The sequence below is a fragment of the Streptomyces sp. NPDC093591 genome (genome assembly GCF_044764885.1).
Classification (GTDB): domain Bacteria; phylum Actinomycetota; class Actinomycetes; order Streptomycetales; family Streptomycetaceae; genus Streptomyces.
This window is the reverse complement of sequence record NZ_JBIWIY010000019.1, coordinates 170,312-187,614: the sequence shown is the minus strand read 5'-3', so window position 1 is coordinate 187,614 and position 17,303 is coordinate 170,312. Positions and strand designations below refer to the sequence as shown.

14 protein-coding genes are annotated in these 17,303 nt (G+C 70.6%); 3 read left to right on the top strand and 11 right to left on the bottom strand.

What is annotated here, in order from left to right:
• Positions 1-45: 45 nt before the first annotated feature.
• Genes ACIREI_RS35375 through ACIREI_RS35365 form a run of 3 tightly spaced genes read right to left on the bottom strand, consistent with a single transcriptional unit; the run spans position 46 to position 2,200 of the window.
• On the bottom strand, positions 46-651 hold the full coding sequence (locus ACIREI_RS35375; protein WP_403342068.1) for a hypothetical protein: 606 nt from the start codon (positions 649-651) through the stop codon (positions 46-48).
• 2 nt (positions 652-653) lie between these two features.
• Complete coding sequence (locus tag ACIREI_RS35370) at positions 654-1,235, bottom strand: ferric reductase-like transmembrane domain-containing protein (RefSeq protein WP_403341852.1); 582 nt, start codon at positions 1,233-1,235, stop codon at positions 654-656.
• Entirely contained in the window at positions 1,232-2,200 is a 969-nt protein-coding gene (locus tag ACIREI_RS35365) for an FAD:protein FMN transferase (protein ID WP_403341849.1), read from the bottom strand. The genes ACIREI_RS35370 and ACIREI_RS35365 overlap by 4 nt, the downstream gene beginning before the upstream one ends.
• Before the next feature lie 15 nt (positions 2,201-2,215).
• On the opposite strand from ACIREI_RS35365, the gene ACIREI_RS35360 reads away from it, so the two are divergent.
• Complete coding sequence (locus ACIREI_RS35360) at positions 2,216-2,689, top strand: hypothetical protein (RefSeq protein ID WP_403341846.1); 474 nt, start codon at positions 2,216-2,218, stop codon at positions 2,687-2,689.
• A 72-nt stretch (positions 2,690-2,761) separates the two neighbouring features.
• Here the strand turns inward: ACIREI_RS35360 and ACIREI_RS35355 are convergent, their stop codons facing one another.
• The 8 genes from ACIREI_RS35355 to ACIREI_RS35320 all read right to left on the bottom strand — a co-directional run bounded on the left by ACIREI_RS35355 (position 2,762) and on the right by ACIREI_RS35320 (position 13,711).
• Positions 2,762-4,465: a proline--tRNA ligase gene (locus ACIREI_RS35355; RefSeq protein ID WP_403341843.1), complete on the bottom strand. Its 1,704-nt coding sequence runs from the start codon at positions 4,463-4,465 to the stop codon at positions 2,762-2,764.
• A gap of 71 nt (positions 4,466-4,536) precedes the next feature.
• Entirely contained in the window at positions 4,537-5,103 is a 567-nt protein-coding gene (locus tag ACIREI_RS35350) for a GNAT family N-acetyltransferase (RefSeq protein WP_403341841.1), read from the bottom strand.
• A 136-nt stretch (positions 5,104-5,239) separates the two neighbouring features.
• A complete protein-coding gene (locus tag ACIREI_RS35345) occupies positions 5,240-6,088 on the bottom strand; it encodes a GNAT family N-acetyltransferase (RefSeq protein ID WP_403341838.1) in 849 nt (282 codons plus the stop codon).
• A gap of 244 nt (positions 6,089-6,332) precedes the next feature.
• Positions 6,333-7,490 (bottom strand): flavodoxin-dependent (E)-4-hydroxy-3-methylbut-2-enyl-diphosphate synthase, encoded by a 1,158-nt coding sequence (gene ispG / locus ACIREI_RS35340; protein ID WP_403341835.1) that lies wholly within the window; start codon positions 7,488-7,490, stop codon positions 6,333-6,335.
• Positions 7,491-7,659: 169 nt separating this feature from the next.
• On the bottom strand, positions 7,660-8,952 hold the full coding sequence (locus ACIREI_RS35335) for a M50 family metallopeptidase (protein WP_403342065.1): 1,293 nt from the start codon (positions 8,950-8,952) through the stop codon (positions 7,660-7,662).
• An 8-nt stretch (positions 8,953-8,960) separates the two neighbouring features.
• Complete coding sequence (gene dxr, locus ACIREI_RS35330; RefSeq protein ID WP_403341834.1) at positions 8,961-10,217, bottom strand: 1-deoxy-D-xylulose-5-phosphate reductoisomerase; 1,257 nt, start codon at positions 10,215-10,217, stop codon at positions 8,961-8,963.
• A 128-nt stretch (positions 10,218-10,345) separates the two neighbouring features.
• Positions 10,346-12,280, bottom strand: a complete 1,935-nt coding sequence (locus tag ACIREI_RS35325) for an acyl-CoA dehydrogenase family protein (RefSeq protein ID WP_403341831.1) — start codon at positions 12,278-12,280, stop codon at positions 10,346-10,348.
• A gap of 288 nt (positions 12,281-12,568) precedes the next feature.
• Positions 12,569-13,711, bottom strand: coding sequence for an RNA-guided endonuclease InsQ/TnpB family protein (locus tag ACIREI_RS35320; RefSeq protein WP_403341828.1), 1,143 nt, complete (start codon positions 13,709-13,711; stop codon positions 12,569-12,571).
• 360 nt (positions 13,712-14,071) lie between these two features.
• On the opposite strand from ACIREI_RS35320, the gene ACIREI_RS35315 reads away from it, so the two are divergent.
• Positions 14,072-15,088 (top strand): LacI family DNA-binding transcriptional regulator, encoded by a 1,017-nt coding sequence (locus tag ACIREI_RS35315; protein ID WP_403341825.1) that lies wholly within the window; start codon positions 14,072-14,074, stop codon positions 15,086-15,088.
• Between the two features lie 94 nt (positions 15,089-15,182).
• Positions 15,183-17,234, top strand: a complete 2,052-nt coding sequence (locus ACIREI_RS35310; protein WP_403341822.1) for a TIM-barrel domain-containing protein — start codon at positions 15,183-15,185, stop codon at positions 17,232-17,234.
• Positions 17,235-17,303 lie beyond the last annotated feature (69 nt).

Genomic DNA, 17,303 nt, shown 5'->3' with positions numbered 1-17,303 from the left:
CAGGGGTGCCGGCGGAGCGGAACCAGTCGGCGCCGTAGCGGGCGATCAGGGCGAGGTGGGACAGGGTCTCGACGTTCTGGACCAGGGTCGGGGCCCGGTGGACGCCGCGTTCGCGTACCGGCGGGCTCTGGTACGTGGGCAGGGCGACGCCGGACGAGACGTACCGGACGAGGGCCGAGACTCGCCGGACAGGAACCGTTTGGGGAGCCGTACGACTCGGACGGGCAGGGGGTCGTGCCGCTCGGCGAGGGCCGACTCCAGGTAGGACGCGCCGTCCTCCACCGCCAGCTGGGCTTCCACCGCGCCGACCGCGGCGGCGGCCAACTGCAGTCCGTCCAGGGCGAGATGGGGTGACAGGCGCAGCAGCGTCCGGTCCTTGCGACTCGCGGGCTCGCCCTCGGCGCCGTTGGCCACGACGACCGGCGTACGGCCCGTGCGCCGGCCCGCCTCGGCCACCGACAGCAGCTTGCGGTAGACCGGGAACGCCGCTCCCCCGCGACCGGTGAGGCCCGATTCGGCGACCTCTCGCAGCAGGCCGGCGGGGTCGCCGTACGGGACGGGGCCGTAGCGCTTCTCGTGTGTGGTGAAGTCGGCCGGGGCGCCGCCGGGGGCGAGCAGCCGGGGGGACATGTGGACGTCGGTGAAGGTCATGGTCACGGTCGTGCTCCTTCGGCCGTGCGGAGCAGGGCGGCGGGCGTGCGGCGGGCGGCGCGGGCGGGGTGGGCGAGGCGGACACCGAAGGCGGCGATCACGGCGGCCACACAGGCGACGGTCAGCCCGGTCATCCAGTCGCTGCCGGTGTCCGTGCCGATGCCGACGCCGTGGACCAGGGCGACCGGCCAGGAGGCGTACGCCAGCCAGTGCACGGTTCGCCAGGCGCGGTGGCCGACGCGTTCCCGAAGGAGGCTGGTCACCAGCACCGCGAGCATCAGGTCGAGGGCGACCGTGCCCAGGCCCAGCCACAGGGGCTGGTAGTCGGAGACGAAGGGGACGAGGACGTCGAGGACGGTGATGTCGACGTAGTCGTCGATGACCGCGAACGCGATGTGCAGGGCCAGGAAGGCCGTGGCGGAGAGGGAGAGGGTGCGGTGGAGGGAGACGGTGCCGAAGCGGGGCAGGCCGGGGATCCTGCCGCGCAGGCGCACCGCGATGCCGAGCAGGACGACGACCGTGAACAGGACCAGGCTGACGGCGCCGGTGGCGCGGTTGGCGTACCAGAGGGTTTCGGAGGTCATGCGGCCGGCTCCAGGTCGCGGACGGCAGCGGTCGGCCAGCCCGGTGTCGTGACCACGGTGCCGTCCTGCGCGACCAGCCGTGCCGGAAGGCCCAGCCGCGTCAGCCGGCGTTCCGCGCCCACGCCCTTCACCAGGGCCGCCGTACTCGCCGCGTTGGCGTCGGCGCAGGTGGCCGCGGCGACCGAGACGGTGCGCCAGGGCGAGCGGACGGGCAGGCCGGTGCGCGGGTCGACGATGTGGTGGAGGGCGTGGCCACCGCGGCGCCAGTTGCGGGCCGCCGTGCCCGAAGTGGCGAGGCCTCCGCTGTGCAGGCCCACCGTGGCGTACGGGCCTTGCGTGGGCGTCTCGTCGACCGGGCCCGTGACGTCCTGGACGCGGATCTGCCAGCCGCCCGCCGGAGGTTCGCCCGCGACGGCCGTGTCGCCGCCGAGGCTCACGAGCACTCCGCAGCCGGCCGCTCGGGCGAGCATCGCGGCAGCCCTGTCGGCCGCCCAGGCCTTGGCCGTGGCACCCAGGTCCAGGCGGACCCCGGCCGGGACGGTGACCGTGCCCGTCTCCCGGTCCAGCCGCACCTGACGCCAGCCGGGAGCGCGCCGCACCGTCAGCCGTACCGGGCGGTCGTCCTCGTTGACCAGGGTGAAGTCCCGGTCGTAGCCGATCGCTTGCATCGCCGAGCCGACCGTCGGGTCGACGTCGCCGTCCGTCGTCCCGGCCGCGCGCAGGGCAACCGCGAGGGCCTCGGCGAGCAGGGGGCTGACCCTGACCGGGCGGCCCGCCGCGTCGTCGAGGGCGGCGAGTTCCGAGTCCGTACGGAAGCGGCTGCACGCGGCGTCGACCTCGGCCAGGTGGCGGGCCAGGAGCAGGTTGCAGGAGTCCAGCAGTGCCGGGTCGGTGACGACGAGCCGGACGCTCGTGCCGAGGGCACGCCAGTCGGCGGCGGCGGTCGCGCGCAGGGCCGTGCTCATCACGACGCCCCCGAGGTGGAGTCGGCGGAGCCGCTGCCGGAGGTCAGACCGGAGGAGGACGAGCTCGACGAGGACGAGCTCGACGAGGACGAGTCCGACGAGGAGGAGTCCGATGAAGACGAGTCCGACGAGGAACTGCTCGATGAGGACGAGGAGTTGTCGGAAGCCGAGGAGTCGTCGGACGACGATGTCGAGGACGTCGACGTCGATTCCGTGCCGCCGCTCGACGTGTTGCTGGAACTGCTGGAGCTGCTCGCCCCCGTGCTGCCGCTCGCCGTCGTGTCGGCGTCCGTCTGCATGGTGCCGATCAGGGCGAAGACCCCCGCGGTGGCCGCGAGTGTGATCGCCACCGCGGTCGCCGCCGTGCGCCGTGCTCCTCTGCGGACCGCTGCCGCGGCGCCTCTTTCCCTGGTACGCAAGACCGTTCCCCTCCGTAGTGACGCTCTGTCACGTCCTACGGTCGGGGAACGGCCTGAGGGAAAGCTGTGAGGCGCCTTTGGACCCCCGGAGAAGATTCTGAGGGGTTCCTTTAACCACGCGGTAAGGCGCCTCCGGGGCCGGCTACGCCGTCAGGCGGGCGATCGCCTCGTCCACCGTCAGCTCCTCGCGCTCACCGGTCCTGCGGTCCTTGAGCTCGACGACACCCTCGGCCGCGCGCCGCCCGGCCACCAGGATCTGCGGTACGCCGATCAGCTCCGAGTCGGTGAACTTCACGCCCGGCGAGACGCCCGCCCGGTCGTCGCACAGGACGCGCAGGCCGGCCGCGGAGAGCTTCTCGGAGACGTCGAGGGCGAGTTCGGTCTGCAGGGCCTTGCCCGCGGCGACCACGTGCACGTCGGCCGGGGCGACCTCGGCGGGCCAGCACAGGCCCTTGTCGTCGGCGGTCTGCTCGGCGAGGGCCGCGACCGCGCGGGAGACGCCGACGCCGTAGGAGCCCATGGTGACGCGGACCGGCTTGCCGTTCTGGCCGAGGACGTCGAGCTTGAGGGCGTCGGCGTACTTGCGGCCCAGCTGGAAGATGTGGCCGATCTCGATGGCGCGGTCGAGTTTGAGGCCGGTGCCGCACTTCGGGCAGGGGTCGCCCTCCTGCACGACCACGACGTCGACGTACTCACCGACCTCGAAGTCACGGCCGGCGACGACGTTCTTGGCGTGCGTGGCGTCCTTGTTGGCGCCGGTGATCCAGGAGGTGCCGGGGGCCACGCGCGGGTCGGCGATGTACTTGACCTTCTCGCCCAGGCCCTGCGGGCCGACGTACCCGCGGACCAGGTCCGGGCGGCCCGCGAAGTCCGCCTCGGTGACCATCTCGACGACGGCCGGCGCGAAGTGCGCCTCGACCTTGTCCATGTCGACCTCGCGGTCGCCGGGGACACCGACGGCGACGATCTCGCCGTCGACCTTGACGAGAAGGTTCTTGAGCGTGGCGGAGGCCGGGACGCCGAGGTGGGCGGCGAGGGTCTCGATGGTCGGGGTGTCCGGGGTGGGGATCTCCTCGAGCGCGGCCACGCCGTCGGCGTCCACCGGCTTCAGCTCGTACGCGACCGCCTCCGTGTTGGCCGCGAAGTCGCAGTTCGGGCAGTCCGCGAAGGTGTCCTCACCGGCCTCGGCCGGGGCGAGGAACTCCTCCGACTTGGAGCCGCCCATCGCGCCGGCGGTGGCGGCGCAGATGCGGTAGTCGAGGCCGAGGCGCGCGAAGATCTTCTGGTAGGCCTCGCGGTGCAGGGCGTAGGACTGGGCGAGGCCCTCGTCCTCCGTGTCGAAGGAGTAGGAGTCCTTCATGAGGAACTCACGGCCGCGCAGGATGCCGGCCCGGGGGCGGGCCTCGTCACGGTACTTGTGCTGGATCTGGTAGAGGATGACCGGCAGGTCCTTGTAGGAGGACGCCTGGTCCTTCACCAGCAGGGTGAAGATCTCCTCGTGGGTCGGGCCGAGCAGGTAGTCGCCGCCCTTGCGGTCCTTGAGCCGGAACAGCTCCTGGCCGTACTCGTCCCAGCGGCCCGTCGCGTCGTACGGCTCACGCGGCAGCAGCGCGGGGAGCAGCACCTCCTGGGCGCCGATCGCGTCCATCTCCTCGCGGACGATGCGCTCCACGTTGGCGAGGACCCGCTTGCCGAGGGGCAGCCACGACCAGATACCGGCCGCCGTGCGGCGGACGTAGCCGGCGCGGACGAGCAGCTTGTGGCTGAGGACCTCGGCGTCCGCCGGGTCGTCGCGCAGCGTCTTCGCCATCAACTGGGACATGCGCTGGACCGGTGCGTTCGCCATGGTTCTCGTACTCCTGCTGGTTTGGGTTATGGCAGGAGGTTAGCCGGGGGGTACGGGGCGGTGGAAATCGGTTAACGGTGGCGCAGCGGCAGAGGGGCGCCCATCACGGCGTACGGCTTGGGGGCGCTGGGGAAGAGGACCTGGCGGGCGAGGTCCTGGTAGCCGAGGGAGCGGTAGAGGCCGCGGGCGGGGCTTTCGACGTCGATCGCCGAGAGGATCGAGCGGGGTTCGGTGGCACCGTCCGTGATCGTGGTGATCAGGGAGCGGCCGACGCCTCGGTTCTGGAAGCGCGGGTGGACGTGGAGTTCGGTGATGACGAAGGAGTTGTCGAGCCAGTCGTCGTAACCCTGGGCTCGCAGGTACGGCTCCACGACGGTGGACCACCAGTGGGTGCGGTCGTTGGGCATGCCGTAGACGAACCCGACGAGGTGGCCTCCGGCGGTGGCGCCGAGGGCCCTTGCTCCCGGGTACGTCATGTGGCGCAGGACGATCTGGCGCCGTACCGCCACCTCGTCGGGGCCGAGGCCGAAAGCGACGGCTTGGACTGCCAGGGCCTCGTCGACTCGGGCTGAGAGGTCCAGGGGGCCGATCACGATGTCGTCGGGTTGGCGGCGGTGTGCGTGACCGGGAAGGCGCATGTGGGGAGCGTACCGGTGCGCTTCGCCGGATTGCGCCGGGGACTTCAGGTTGTCGTTCGGGTGCGGGTTGTGGGGGTTGGTCGCGCCCACGCGGCGGAGCCGCATATCGATACAGCCCCGCGCCCCTGAGGGTGTTTCAGAACAGGACGCTCATGAAGGCGCCGACCTCTTGGAAGCCCACCCTCTGATACGTCCGCCTCGCCGCCGTGTTGAAGTCGTTGACGTAGAGGCTCACCACTGGGGCCACATCCGCCAGGGCGTAGCGCAGGACCGCTGCCATGCCGGGGGCCGCCAGGCCCTGGCCGCGGTACTCGGGGGCCACCCAGACGCCCTGGATCTGGCAGGCGCGGTCCGTCGCGGCGCCGATCTCCGCCTTGAAGACGACCTTGCCGTTCTGGTCGAGGCGGGCGAAGGAGCGGCCGGAGCCGACGAGTTCGGCGACGCGGGCCTGGTAGAGGAGGCCGCCGTCCCCTGCCAGCGGCGATACGCCGACCTCCTCGGTGAACATCGCCACGCAGGCGGGCATGATCGTGTCCATCTCGTCCTTGCGGATGCGGCGGACGTACGGATCCGGGGTGATGTCGGTCGGCATGCGGTCGGTGACCATGAGGGGCTGGTGGCCGCGGACCTCACGGGCCGGGCCCCAGCTGGGCTCCAGCAGGCGCCACAGCTGGGCGGTGGATTCCGCGGGGCCGACGATGGAGGAGCAGCGGCGGCCCGCGCGCCGGGCCCGGTCGGCGAAGGCCCGTACCGCTCGCGGAGTGGCGCAGATCGGGACGAGGTTGGCGCCCGCGTAGCACAGGGACGTCAGCATGCCGCCGTCGTACCAGCCCCACATCTCGCCGCCGAGGCGCCAGGGGTCGAGGCCGGCGATCTGGACACGGGACGTCACGAAGGCGTTCGCGACCGGCTCGCGGTCGAGGACGGCGAGCGCGGCGTCCAGGTCGCTCGGTTCGAGCACCCGTGAGGTGGTCTGGGTCAACACGTACGGGGCCTCACGCTGGGGTTCTGCTGGTCCCCGCACTGTACCTGCGGAAGCTTTGCCGTGCCGCCCCGTGGAGGTTGCCGCCCGTTTGCAAGTGACGGTCGGCCGACGCACCGCCCCTGGGGGCTGCCGCCCCCAGACCCCCGCTTCGGCCCTGAACGGGCCTCGTCCTCAAACGCCGGACGGGCTGGATTGCCTGGACCGGCGCCTAGGAGCAGAGGCGCCGAGCCGACGTCCTGAACCGTCAGCCCGCCACCGAAATCGACGGCTCCCCGCTCGCCACGCCGTCCGCCTCCATCTGTTCGGCCAGCTTCATGGCCTCCTCGATGAGGGTCTCGACGATCTTGGACTCGGGGACGGTCTTGATGACCTCGCCCTTGACGAAGATCTGGCCCTTGCCGTTGCCGGAGGCGACGCCGAGGTCGGCCTCGCGGGCCTCGCCGGGGCCGTTCACCACACAGCCCATGACGGCGACGCGCAGCGGGACCTCCATGCCGGTCAGGCCCGCCGTGACCTCCTCGGCCAGCTTGTAGACGTCGACCTGGGCGCGGCCGCAGGACGGGCAGGAGACGATCTCCAGGCCGCGCTGCTTGAGGTTCAGCGACTCCAGGATCTGGATGCCGACCTTCACTTCCTCGGCGGGGGGAGCCGACAGGGACACGCGGATCGTGTCGCCGATGCCCTGGGAGAGGAGGGCGCCGAAGGCCACCGCGCTCTTGATCGTGCCCTGGAAGGCCGGGCCCGCCTCCGTCACCCCGAGGTGGAGGGGGTAGTCGCACTGGGCGGCGAGCTGCTTGTACGCCTCGATCATGATGACCGGGTCATTGTGCTTGACCGAGATCTTGATGTCCCGGAAGTCGTGCTCCTCGAAGAGGGACGCCTCCCAGAGGGCCGATTCGACCAGGGCCTCGGGCGTCGCCTTGCCGTACTTCTGCAGCAGGCGCCGGTCCAGGGAGCCGGCGTTGACGCCGATGCGGATCGGGGTGCCGTGGTCCTTGGCAGCCCGCGCGATCTCCTTGACCTTGTCGTCGAACTGCTTGATGTTGCCGGGGTTCACGCGGACCGCGGCGCAACCCGCCTCGATCGCCGCGAAGACGTACTTCGGCTGGAAGTGGATGTCCGCGATGACGGGGATCTGCGACTTGCGGGCGATGGTCGCCAGGGCGTCGGCGTCGTCCTGCGTCGGGCAGGCCACGCGCACGATCTGGCAGCCGGAGGCCGTGAGCTCGGCGATCTGCTGGAGGGTGGCTCCGATGTCCGACGTACGGGTCGTGGTCATCGACTGCACGGACACCGGGGCGTCTCCGCCCACCGCCACGGAGCCGACCTGGATCTGCCGGCTCTTCCGGCGCTCGGCAACCCTGGTCGGAACGGACGGCATGCCGAGAGAAATCGCAGTCATCTGCTGTGCAACCCCAAGTCGTGGATCAAGGTCCGGTCCCGTCAGCAGCGGGCTCCAGGCTTCGAGATTACGGCACGGGGGCCAACCCCAGCACATCACCATCCGTAAACCCACTCATTCGAAGGCGGCCCGGGACATACGGTCCCGGGCCGCCCTGAACTCCGTATGGCTAGGAGATTCTGACCGGGTTAACCACATCCGCGACCAGTACGAGGAGTGTGAAGCAGATGAAGATTCCGGCCACCACGTACGCCACCGGCATCAGCTTCGCCACGTCGAACGGACCCGGGTCCGGGCGGCGCAGCACCTTCGCCGTGTTGCGGCGCAGCGACTCCCACAGAGCGCCCGCGATATGGCCGCCGTCGAGCGGCAGCAGCGGGAGCATGTTGAACAGGAACAGGGAGAGGTTGAAGCCGGCCAGCAGGAAGACGAACGTGGCCAGCTGCTGTGAGGCCGGGATGTCGAGGGTGGCGATCTCGCCGCTGACCCTTGCCGCGCCGACGATGCCCATCGGGGAGTCCGGCTCGCGCGGGCCGTCGCCGAAGGCCGCGTCCCACAGTGCGGGGATCTTGGAGGGCAGGGCGACGAGGGAGTCGACGGCGTCGCCGACCCGGTCGGTCATCCAGGTCACCGAGTCGCCGAAGTCCTGTTTGACGACGCCGGTGGCGGCGCTGAAGCCGAGGAAGCCGGCCTGGACGTACTTGCCCTCGACGTAGGCCCCGCCGGAGTCCTTCTGCACGACCCAGTTGGTGGCGATCTTCGCGTGCAGGGTCACTTCCTCACCCTTGCGGTCGACGACGATCGGCACCTCCTTGCCGGCGCTCTCACGGATGAGGTCGGAGAGGGTGTTCCAGTCCTCGGTGCGCACCCCGCCGAAGGAGACGATCTTGTCGCCGGCCTTCATGCCCGCGGCCGCGGCCGGGGACTTGGCGTCGGACGCCTTGCAGTCCTCGCGCTTCTCCTTCTGGTCGATGACGCACTGGGAGACCGAGCTGACGGTGGTGGTCTGCTGCTGGATGCCGAAGCCCATCAGCACGGTGAGGAACAGGGCCACCGCGAGGACGAGGTTCATGAACGGGCCCGCGAACATCACGATGACGCGCTTCCACGGCTTGCGCGTGTAGAACAGGCGGCTCTCGTCGCCGGGGCGCAGCTCCTCGTAGGACTGGGCGCGGGCGTCCTCGATCATGCCGCGCCAGGGCGAGGTGGAGCGGGCTTCGAGGCGGCCGTCGGGGCCGGGCGGGAACATGCCGATCATGCGGATGTAGCCGCCGAACGGGATCGCCTTGATGCCGTACTCGGTCTCGCCCTTGTTCCGCGACCAGAGGGTCGGGCCGAAGCCGACCATGTACTGCGGCACACGGATGCCGAACAGCTTGGCCGTGGACAGGTGGCCCAGCTCGTGCCAGGCGATCGAGAAGAGCAGCCCGACCGCGAACAGCACTATGCCGAGGATGAACATCAGGGTCGTCATGCACGGGCCTCCGCCGTGTGTACCGCCAGTTCCTGTGCCCGCCTGCGGGCCCAGGTCTCCGCTTCGAGGACGTCCGCGACGGTGAGTGAAGTTCCCGCCCGCGGGGTGCCGTGTTCCTCCACCACCCGCGTCACGGTCTCCATGATCCCGTTGAACGGCAGTGCGCCGGCCCGGAAGGCCTCCACGCACTCCTCGTTGGCCGCATTGAACACCGCGGGTGCCGTGCCCGCGAGCTCGCCCACGTGGCGCGCCAGGTCGACCGACGGGAACGCGTCGTTGTCGAGCGGGAAGAACTCCCAGGTCGACGCCTTGCTCCAGTCGAACGTGGGCGCCGCGTCCGGGACGCGCTCCGGCCAGCCGAGGCCGATGGCGATCGGCCCGCGCATGTCGGGGGGCGTCGCCTGGGCGATCGTGGATCCGTCCGTGAACTCAACCATCGAGTGAACATACGACTGGGGATGCACGACCACCTCAATGCGGTCGAAGGAAATGTCGTAGAGCAGGTGCGCCTCGATGACCTCCAGACCCTTGTTGACGAGGGTCGCGGAGTTGATCGTGATGACCGGGCCCATGGCCCAGGTGGGGTGGGCGAGGGCGTCCTCGACCGTCACGTTCGCGAGCTCCGCCTTCGTGCGGCCGCGGAAGGGGCCGCCGGAGGCGGTGACGACGAGTTTGCGTACGTCCGCGCGCGTGCCGGACGCCAGCGCCTGGAACAGGGCCGCGTGCTCGGAGTCGACCGGGATGATCTGCCCGGGCTTGGCGAGCGCCTTGACCAGGGGGCCGCCGACGATGAGGGACTCCTTGTTGGCGAGCGCGAGGGTGCGGCCCGCCTCCAGGGCGGCGAGGGTGGGCGCGAGGCCGATGGAGCCGGTGATGCCGTTCAGGACGGTGTGGCAGTCGGAGGCGGCGACCTGGGTGGCCGCGTCCGGTCCGGCGAGGATCTCGGGGAGCGGCTCCCCCGTGCCGTACTGGGCCGTCAGAGCTTCCCGCAGTGCCGGTACGACGTCCTCGCGGGCGACCGCGACGGTCCGCGCCTTCAGCCGGTACGCCTGCTCGGCGAGGAGGGCGACCCGGCCGCCGTTGGCGGACAGGGCGGTGACCCGGAACCGGTCGGGGTTGCGCAGCACGAGGTCGATGGCCTGGGTGCCGATCGAACCGGTGGAGCCGAGGATCACCACGTCCTTGGGGCCGTCGCCCGCTACAGGGTCGTAGACCAGGTGGGGGTCGGCGAGGGGGGCTGGACTGTCGCTCATTCCCCCATTGTGTCCGGAACGGCTGTCGGGGAGGACAGTGCGTCCCCTTCGGTGGGTTACAGGATGGTGAGAGGTCACTGCGGGCAGTGACCCCTCAGCGACCTCTCATCGGCCTCGCGCCGCGTCCGTCACCTGATCGGGCGGTGCACGTTCTCCCGCCGGCTCGGGCCCGGTGTCGCGTCGGCGATCCACGGGGCGCCGTCGTCCGACGGGTCGACGATGCCCTGCTCCAGCCACTCGTACGTGCCCGACATCACGCCCTTGACGACCTTGCGGTCGAGGTCGTCGGTGTTGGACCACAGGCGGCCGAAGAGCTCCTCGATGCGCAGGCGGGACTGGTGGCAGAAGGCGTCGGCGAGCTGGTAGGCCTCGCGACCGTGCTCGCCCTGGCCGCGCAGGTGCTCGGCGCGGACACAGGCCGCGCTCATGGCGAACAGCTCGGCGCCGATGTCGACGACACGGCCGAGGAAGCCCTGCTTGGTCTCCATGCGGCCCTGCCAGCGGGACATGCCGTAGAAGGTGGAGCGGGCGAGCTTGCGGGACGTTCGTTCGACGTAGCGCAGGTGTGCGGACAGGTCGACGCCGTGTTTGAACTCGCCGAAGGAGTACGGAAGTTGACCCTGCCCCGCGACCAGCTTCGGCAGCCACTTGGCGTAGAAGACGCCGGCGTTCGCGCCCGCCTTCGCCTTGTCCTGGAGGGACTTCTCGGGGTCGATGAGGTCGCCGGCGACCGACAGGTGGGCGTCGACGGCCTCGCGGGCGATCAGCAGGTGCATGATCTCCGTCGAGCCCTCGAAGATGCGGTTGATGCGCAGGTCGCGCAGGACCTGCTCGGCGGGGACGGCACGCTCGCCACGGGCCCGCAGCGACTCGGCGGTCTCGAAGCCCCGGCCGCCGCGGATCTGGACGAGTTCGTCGGCGATCAGCCAGGCCATCTCGGAGGCGTAGAGCTTGGCGAGGGCGCCCTCGATGCGGATGTCGTTGCGGTCCTCGTCGGCCATCTGCGAGGCCAGGTCGGTGACGGCCTCCAGGGCGAAGGTGGTGGCCGCGATGAAGGAGATCTTCGCGCCGACCGCCTCGTGGTGGGCGAGCGGCTTGCCCCACTGCTCGCGCGCCGCCGACCACTCGCGGGCGATCTTCAGGCACCACTTGCCGGCCGCGACGCAGGACGCGGGGAGCGAGAGCCGCCCGGTGTTGAGGGTGGTCAGGGCGATCTTCAGGCCTGCGCCCTCCGGGCCGATCCGGTTCGCCGCCGGGACGCGGACCTGGTGGAAGCGGGTGACGCCGTTCTCGATGCCGCGCAGGCCCATGAAGGCGTTGCGGTTCTCGACCGTGATGCCGGGCGAGTTGGTCTCCACGACGAAGGCCGTGATGCCGCCCTTGTGGCCCTCGGACTTCGGCACGCGGGCCATCACGACGAGGAGGTCGGCGACCACGCCGTTGGTGGTCCACAGCTTGACCCCGTCGAGGACGTAGTCGTCCCCGTCCGGTACGGCGGAGGTGGCGAGGCGAGCCGGGTCGGAGCCCACGTCCGGCTCGGTCAGCAGGAAGGCGCTGATGTCGGTGCGGGCGCAGCGCGGCAGGAACCGCTCCTTCTGCTCCGGAGTGCCGAAGAGCTTGAGCGGCTGCGGTACGCCGATCGACTGATGGGCGGAGAGCAGGACGCCGATCGCCGGGGACGCCGAGCCGGCCAGGGCGAGGGCCTTGTTGTAGTAGACCTGGCCGAGGCCGAGCCCGCCGTACTTGGTGTCGATCTTCATGCCGAACGCGCCGAGCTCCTTGAGCCCGTCGATCACGTCGTCGGGGATGCGGGCCTCGCGCTCGATGAGGGCGCCGTCGACCTTCGTCTCGACGAAGTCGCGCAGCTTGGCGAGGAACTCCTCGCCGCGCTGGGCGGCCTCGCCGGTGGGCATCGGGTGGGGGTGGATGAGGTCGAGGCGGAAGCGGCCGAGGAACAGTTCCTTGGCGAAGCTGGGCTTGCGCCATTCCTGTTGCCGGGCGGCCTCCGCCACCTGGCGGGCCTCACGCTCACTGACAGTAGGCTTCGTGGGTGCTGCGGACATGAGGCTCACCTCGCCGCGAATCGGGATCTTGGGCCGTTTGGTTACCGACGGGTGCTACCCGATCGTATGTACCCGATTCCGGGCGCCCCCACCACCCCGCGCGCAGCCGTTCAGCCGATGTTGACGGAGTACGCCTTGGTGTCCAGTCGGCCGGTGCCCCCTTGCGGGACTCGGCGCCGGGCCCGCTGCCGGAGACGTACCTGTCGCCGCTGAGCAGGTTCGCGACTTTTGGGCCGGACGAGTGCCTGGTTGAACCCTCCCCCAACTGAAAGCAGGGGGATTCCTGGCTCAGGCCGCCTCCTGAAGCAGCGCTCCCGGAGGTCTTACGCCCTCGACACCAGCCGGGTTGAGACCAGCCCGGACGAGCATCACGCGGGCGGAGTTCTTGTCCCTGGAGGACACGGCTCCGCACGCGGTGCAGGTGTACGTGCGCTCGGACAGCGGCAATGCGTGCTTGGTTCTCGCTCCGCAGGCTGCGCAGTCCATGGTCGTGTGCGCGGGGTGCACGAGGCGGATGTCCCGGCCGTGCTTGCGGCCCATCTCGATCAGCGCCTTCTTAGTGGCACCGATCGCGGCGTCCGCCGCTTTGCGGGCCATCGAGGACTTGGCGAGGAACTTCGACTTGAAGTCCTCGACGGCGATGGCGTCGTGGTCGGTCACGGCCTTCTTCGCCCACTTGCGGCCGGCGTCCTGCCGCTGCCGGGCGATCTTCGCGTAGGTCTTCGCCCGCCACTCCTTCGCCTCGCGGTAGCCCTTGGAGGCGGCCTGCCCCTTCTTCGGTCTACGGCGGGCCATCATCCGGTCGTACCGAGTCAGCTTGGCCTGAGCCTTCTTCCCATGCTGAGCATGAGGAAGGTCGTGCGCGTCGGACGTGGTGGTCGCGGTCTCCTTCACGCCCCAGTCCACGCCGAGCACCCGGCCGGTGGTGGGGAGCGGCTCGGCTTCAAGGGGAACGACGAATGACGCGTACCAGTGCCCGACGCTGTCGCGGTACACGCGAACCGAGGAGGGCTGGGCGGGCAGATCTCGCGACCAGACCACCGTCAGCACGATGTTCCCGGCCAGGTGCAGACGTCCGTCCTTCAGCCGGAACCCACGCCTGGTGTAGTTCAGCGTGGGCAGCGCCTCACGCTTCTTCTTGTGCGTCGGCATCCCGGCCCGCTGCCGCTGCGGCAGACCTTGCCTGATGTCCTTCAGCGCTTTCGCGCGGGACTTGCCGAAGTCCCGGATGATTTGCTGCTGCGGTACCGACGAACCCTCGGCCAGCCACGGCGTCATCGCGCGGGCCTCGGTCAGCATCCTGTCCAGCCGAGCCGGGCCGCACTTCTCCTTCTCGGTGTGGGCCTTCTTCGACCGGGTTACGCACTCGTTCCAGATCCACCGACACCGGTCCCACTCCGCCAACAGCGCGGTACGGGCCGTCGACCGCACACGAAGCCGGTACGTGTATCGGGCAGACCCACCCTCCCCGTCCTCCTTCGCCACCGACACGGGATCATCCCCCCTCTCTCACGTCCCGCCCGCAAACCCGACTTCTACAACGAGACCGTACGTGCGACATGCGCACACCCGTACCCTCGTCACGGGGCAGCCACCTCAACTAGCGAACATAGGAACGCGCGTTCGCCTTGAAGTCCCCCAGGCGCCCCCATCGGCATCACAGTCCCTGTCGAAGCGCTTCGACAACCTATGGACACCCACTCCCGGTGGAGCTACTGTCGAACCACCCTCACACCCGCCCCTATTCGCACCGCGCACTGTCGAAGCGCTTCACAAAGCTTGGAGAGCTGGATGGTCACCCTCGCCGAGGTCGCCCAGCACGCCGGAGTCTCGGCGAGCACGGTGAGCTATGTCCTCAGCGGCAAGCGGTCCATCTCCGGAGCCACCCGGCAGCGGGTCGAGCAGAGCATCCGCGAGCTGGGCTACCACCCGAACGCGGGCGCCCGTGCCCTGGCCAGCAGCAAGTCGAACATCATCGCGCTGATGATCCCGCTGCGCACCGACATGTACGTACCGGTGATGATGGAGATCGCCATCGCGGTGGCCACCACGGCCCGGACGCACGGATACGACGTGCTGCTGCTGACCGGCGAGGAGGGCCCCGACGCCGTGCGCCGGGTCACCGGCAGCGGGCTGGCCGACGCGATGATCCTGATGGACGTCCAGCTGGACGACGAGCGGCTGCCGCTGCTGCGCGGCACCGACCAGCCGTCCGTGCTGATCGGGCTGCCCGCCGACACCACCGGGCTGACCTGCGTCGATCTCGACTTCAAGGCGACCGGCGCGCTGTGCGTGGAGCATCTGGCGATGCTGGGGCACCGGGACATCGCTGTCATAGGCGAGGCCCCGGCCGTCTACGAGCGGCACACCGGGTTCGCCGAGCGCACGCTGGACGGACTGCGGCTGCGTTCCCAGGAGCTGGGGATGCGGCTGCTGCACCGGCCGTGCGAGGGCGGGTACGACGCGATGGCCGTCACCCTCGCCCGGATCCTCGACGAGCGGCCGAGCACCACGGGGTTCGTCGTGCAGAACGAGTCGGCGGTCGAGCCGCTGCTCGCCCTGCTGCGCCAGCAGGGCCGTGCCGTGCCGGAGGACGTGTCGGTGGTCGGCATCTGCCCCGACCAGGTCGCCACCCAGGCCTCGGTGCGGCTGACGTCCGTCTCCATTCCCGCGCAGGAGATGGGCCGGCATGCCGTGCAGCAGCTGGTCGCCAAGCTGGAGGGACGCGGGAGCGACGAAGTCGTGCTGATCGCCCCGGAGTTGACGCAGCGGGCGAGCACGGGCCCGGCGCCGTCCGCCACCCACTGACTGTTTCCCTGCCCGTTCCCCCACCTCTTTCCGCACCGTGCCCTTTCGGGCACCCCCATGTCTGCCCCCGCCGCCCTCTCCAGGAGCGCCCCTCGTGAATCAGCCTGCCGACAACCAGCCCCAGCCAGGCACGGTCAGCCTCGCGCAGTCGTCCCCGACCGTCGGCACGTTCCGTGAGCGGGACGGCGCGCTGGAGTGGAGCGGCCGCCAGGAGACGCTGCGCGTCGAGCCGTGGGGTCCGGACGCGGTCCGGGTGCGTGCCCGGCTCGGCGGCCCCGTCCTCGACGGACTGCCCGGCGCGCTGCTGGAGTCCGCCCCGGCCACCGAGTCGACCGTCAAGATCGAGGACGGGCTGGGGGTGCTGACCGTCGGCGCGCTGACCGTCCAGGTCGACGCCGAGGGCCTGATCCGCTTCCTGCGCACCGAGGACGGCACGGAGGTGCTGGCGGAGCAGCGCGCCCACTTCTGGTGGCCGGGCCCGCGCCTCTACACCGCCGTCGGCAACGGCTACCACCGCCTGGAGCAGCGCTTCGCCGCGTACGACGACGAGAAGCTGTACGGCCTCGGCCAGCACCAGCACGGGCGGTTCGACCAGAAGGGGCTGGTCCTCGACCTGGTCCAGCGCAACGCCGAGGTCGGCATCCCGGTCCTGGCCTCCAGCCGTGGCTACACCCTGTTGTGGAACAACCCGGCGATCGGCCGCGTGGAGCTCGCGCACAACGGCACCCGGTGGGTGGCCGACTCCGCCCGCCAGATCGACTACTGGATCACCGCGGGCACCCCGGCCGACGGCCAGCGCCGCTACAGCGCGGTGACGGGCCGTACGCCGATGCTGCCGGAGTGGGCGGCGGGCTTCTGGCAGTGCAAGCTGCGCTACCGCACGCAGGACGAACTCCTCTCCGTCGCGCGGGAGTACAAGCGCCGCGGCCTGCCCATCGACGTCATCGTCTGCGACTTCTTCCACTGGACCCACCTGGGTGAGTGGAAGTTCGACCCGAAGGAGTGGCCGGACCCGGCGGCGATGGTGCGCGAGCTGGACGAGCTCGGCATCAAGCTGGTGGTCAGCGTCTGGCCCTCGGTCTCCCCCCTCTCCGAGAACCACCCGGTCATGGAGCAGCGCGGCTACTTCATCGGCACCCAGTACGGTCCGATGGCGCACGCCGACTGGCCCGACAAGGAGGTGGCGTCGACGGTCCAGGTGGCCTTCTACGACGCCACCAACCCGGACGCCCGCGCGTTCGTGTGGTCCAAGGTCAAGCAGAACTACCTCGACCCGTACGGCATCACGGCCTTCTGGCTGGACGCCTGCGAGCCGGAGCTGAAGCCGGGCTTCCAGGAGAACCTGCGCTACTGGACGGGTCCGGGCCTGGAGGTCGGCAACATCTACCCGGCCGAGAACGCCCGCACCTTCTACGAGGGCCTGCGCGCGACCGGCGAGGACGAGGTCGTCACCCTCAACCGCTCGGCGTGGGCGGGCAGCCAGCGCTACGGCGCCGCCCTGTGGTCCGGCGACATCGGCACCGACTTCCCGACCCTGCGCCGCCAGATCGCCGCCGGCCTCAACACCGCGCTCTCCGGCATCCCTTGGTGGAACACCGACATCGGCGGCTTCCACGGCGGCGACCCGGACGACCCGGCGTACCGCGAGGTCATGGTCCGCTGGTTCCAGTTCGGCGCGCTGTCCCCGCTGATGCGCCTGCACGGCTTCCGCGACCCGGGCATGCCGCTCGGCCCGCGGATGACCGGCGGTCCGAACGAGGTGTGGTCGTACGGCGAGGAGGCCGGCGCGATCCTGGAGCGGTACCTGCGGCTGCGCGAGCGTCTGAAGCCGTACGTCCTGGACGTCATGCGCGAGGCCCACGAGGAGGGCCTGCCGGTGATGCGGCCGCTGTTCCTGGAGTTCCCCGAGGACCAGGCGGCCTGGTCGGTCGACGACTCGTACCTGTTCGGCCGCGATCTGCTGGTCGCCCCGGTGCTGACGGCGGGCGCGACGGCCCGCACGGCGTACCTTCCGGCGGGGGCGCGCTGGACGGACGCGTGGACCGGGGAGGCGTACGAGGGCGGTACGACCGTGACGGTCGACGCCCCGCTGGACCGCATCCCGCTGTTCCTGCGGGACGGGGCACGGCTGCCTGTAGCGGAGTAGCCGTGTCGAGGGGGGTGGCCGGGGGGTGGAGGTCTTCCGGTCACCCCTCGCATGTTCGGCCAACTTCCG

Bases quoted from the DNA above. Each gene is read 5' to 3' on its own strand.
- ACIREI_RS35335 (WP_403342065.1), bottom strand. From the start codon at position 8,952: ATGTTCATCCTCGGCATAGTGCTGTTCGCGGTCGGGCTGCTCTTCTCG.
- dxr (WP_403341834.1), bottom strand. From the start codon at position 10,217: ATGAGCGACAGTCCAGCCCCCCTCGCCGACCCCCACCTGGTCTACGAC.
- ACIREI_RS35350 (WP_403341841.1), bottom strand. From the start codon at position 5,103: ATGCGCCTTCCCGGTCACGCACACCGCCGCCAACCCGACGACATCGTG.
- ACIREI_RS35370 (WP_403341852.1), bottom strand. From the start codon at position 1,235: ATGACCTCCGAAACCCTCTGGTACGCCAACCGCGCCACCGGCGCCGTC.
- ispG (WP_403341835.1), bottom strand. From the start codon at position 7,490: ATGACTGCGATTTCTCTCGGCATGCCGTCCGTTCCGACCAGGGTTGCC.
- ACIREI_RS35325 (WP_403341831.1), bottom strand. From the start codon at position 12,280: ATGTCCGCAGCACCCACGAAGCCTACTGTCAGTGAGCGTGAGGCCCGC.
- ACIREI_RS35315 (WP_403341825.1), top strand. From the start codon at position 14,072: ATGGTCACCCTCGCCGAGGTCGCCCAGCACGCCGGAGTCTCGGCGAGC.
- ACIREI_RS35365 (WP_403341849.1), bottom strand. From the start codon at position 2,200: ATGAGCACGGCCCTGCGCGCGACCGCCGCCGCCGACTGGCGTGCCCTC.
- ACIREI_RS35375 (WP_403342068.1), bottom strand. From the start codon at position 651: ATGACCTTCACCGACGTCCACATGTCCCCCCGGCTGCTCGCCCCCGGC.
- ACIREI_RS35355 (WP_403341843.1), bottom strand. From the start codon at position 4,465: ATGGCGAACGCACCGGTCCAGCGCATGTCCCAGTTGATGGCGAAGACG.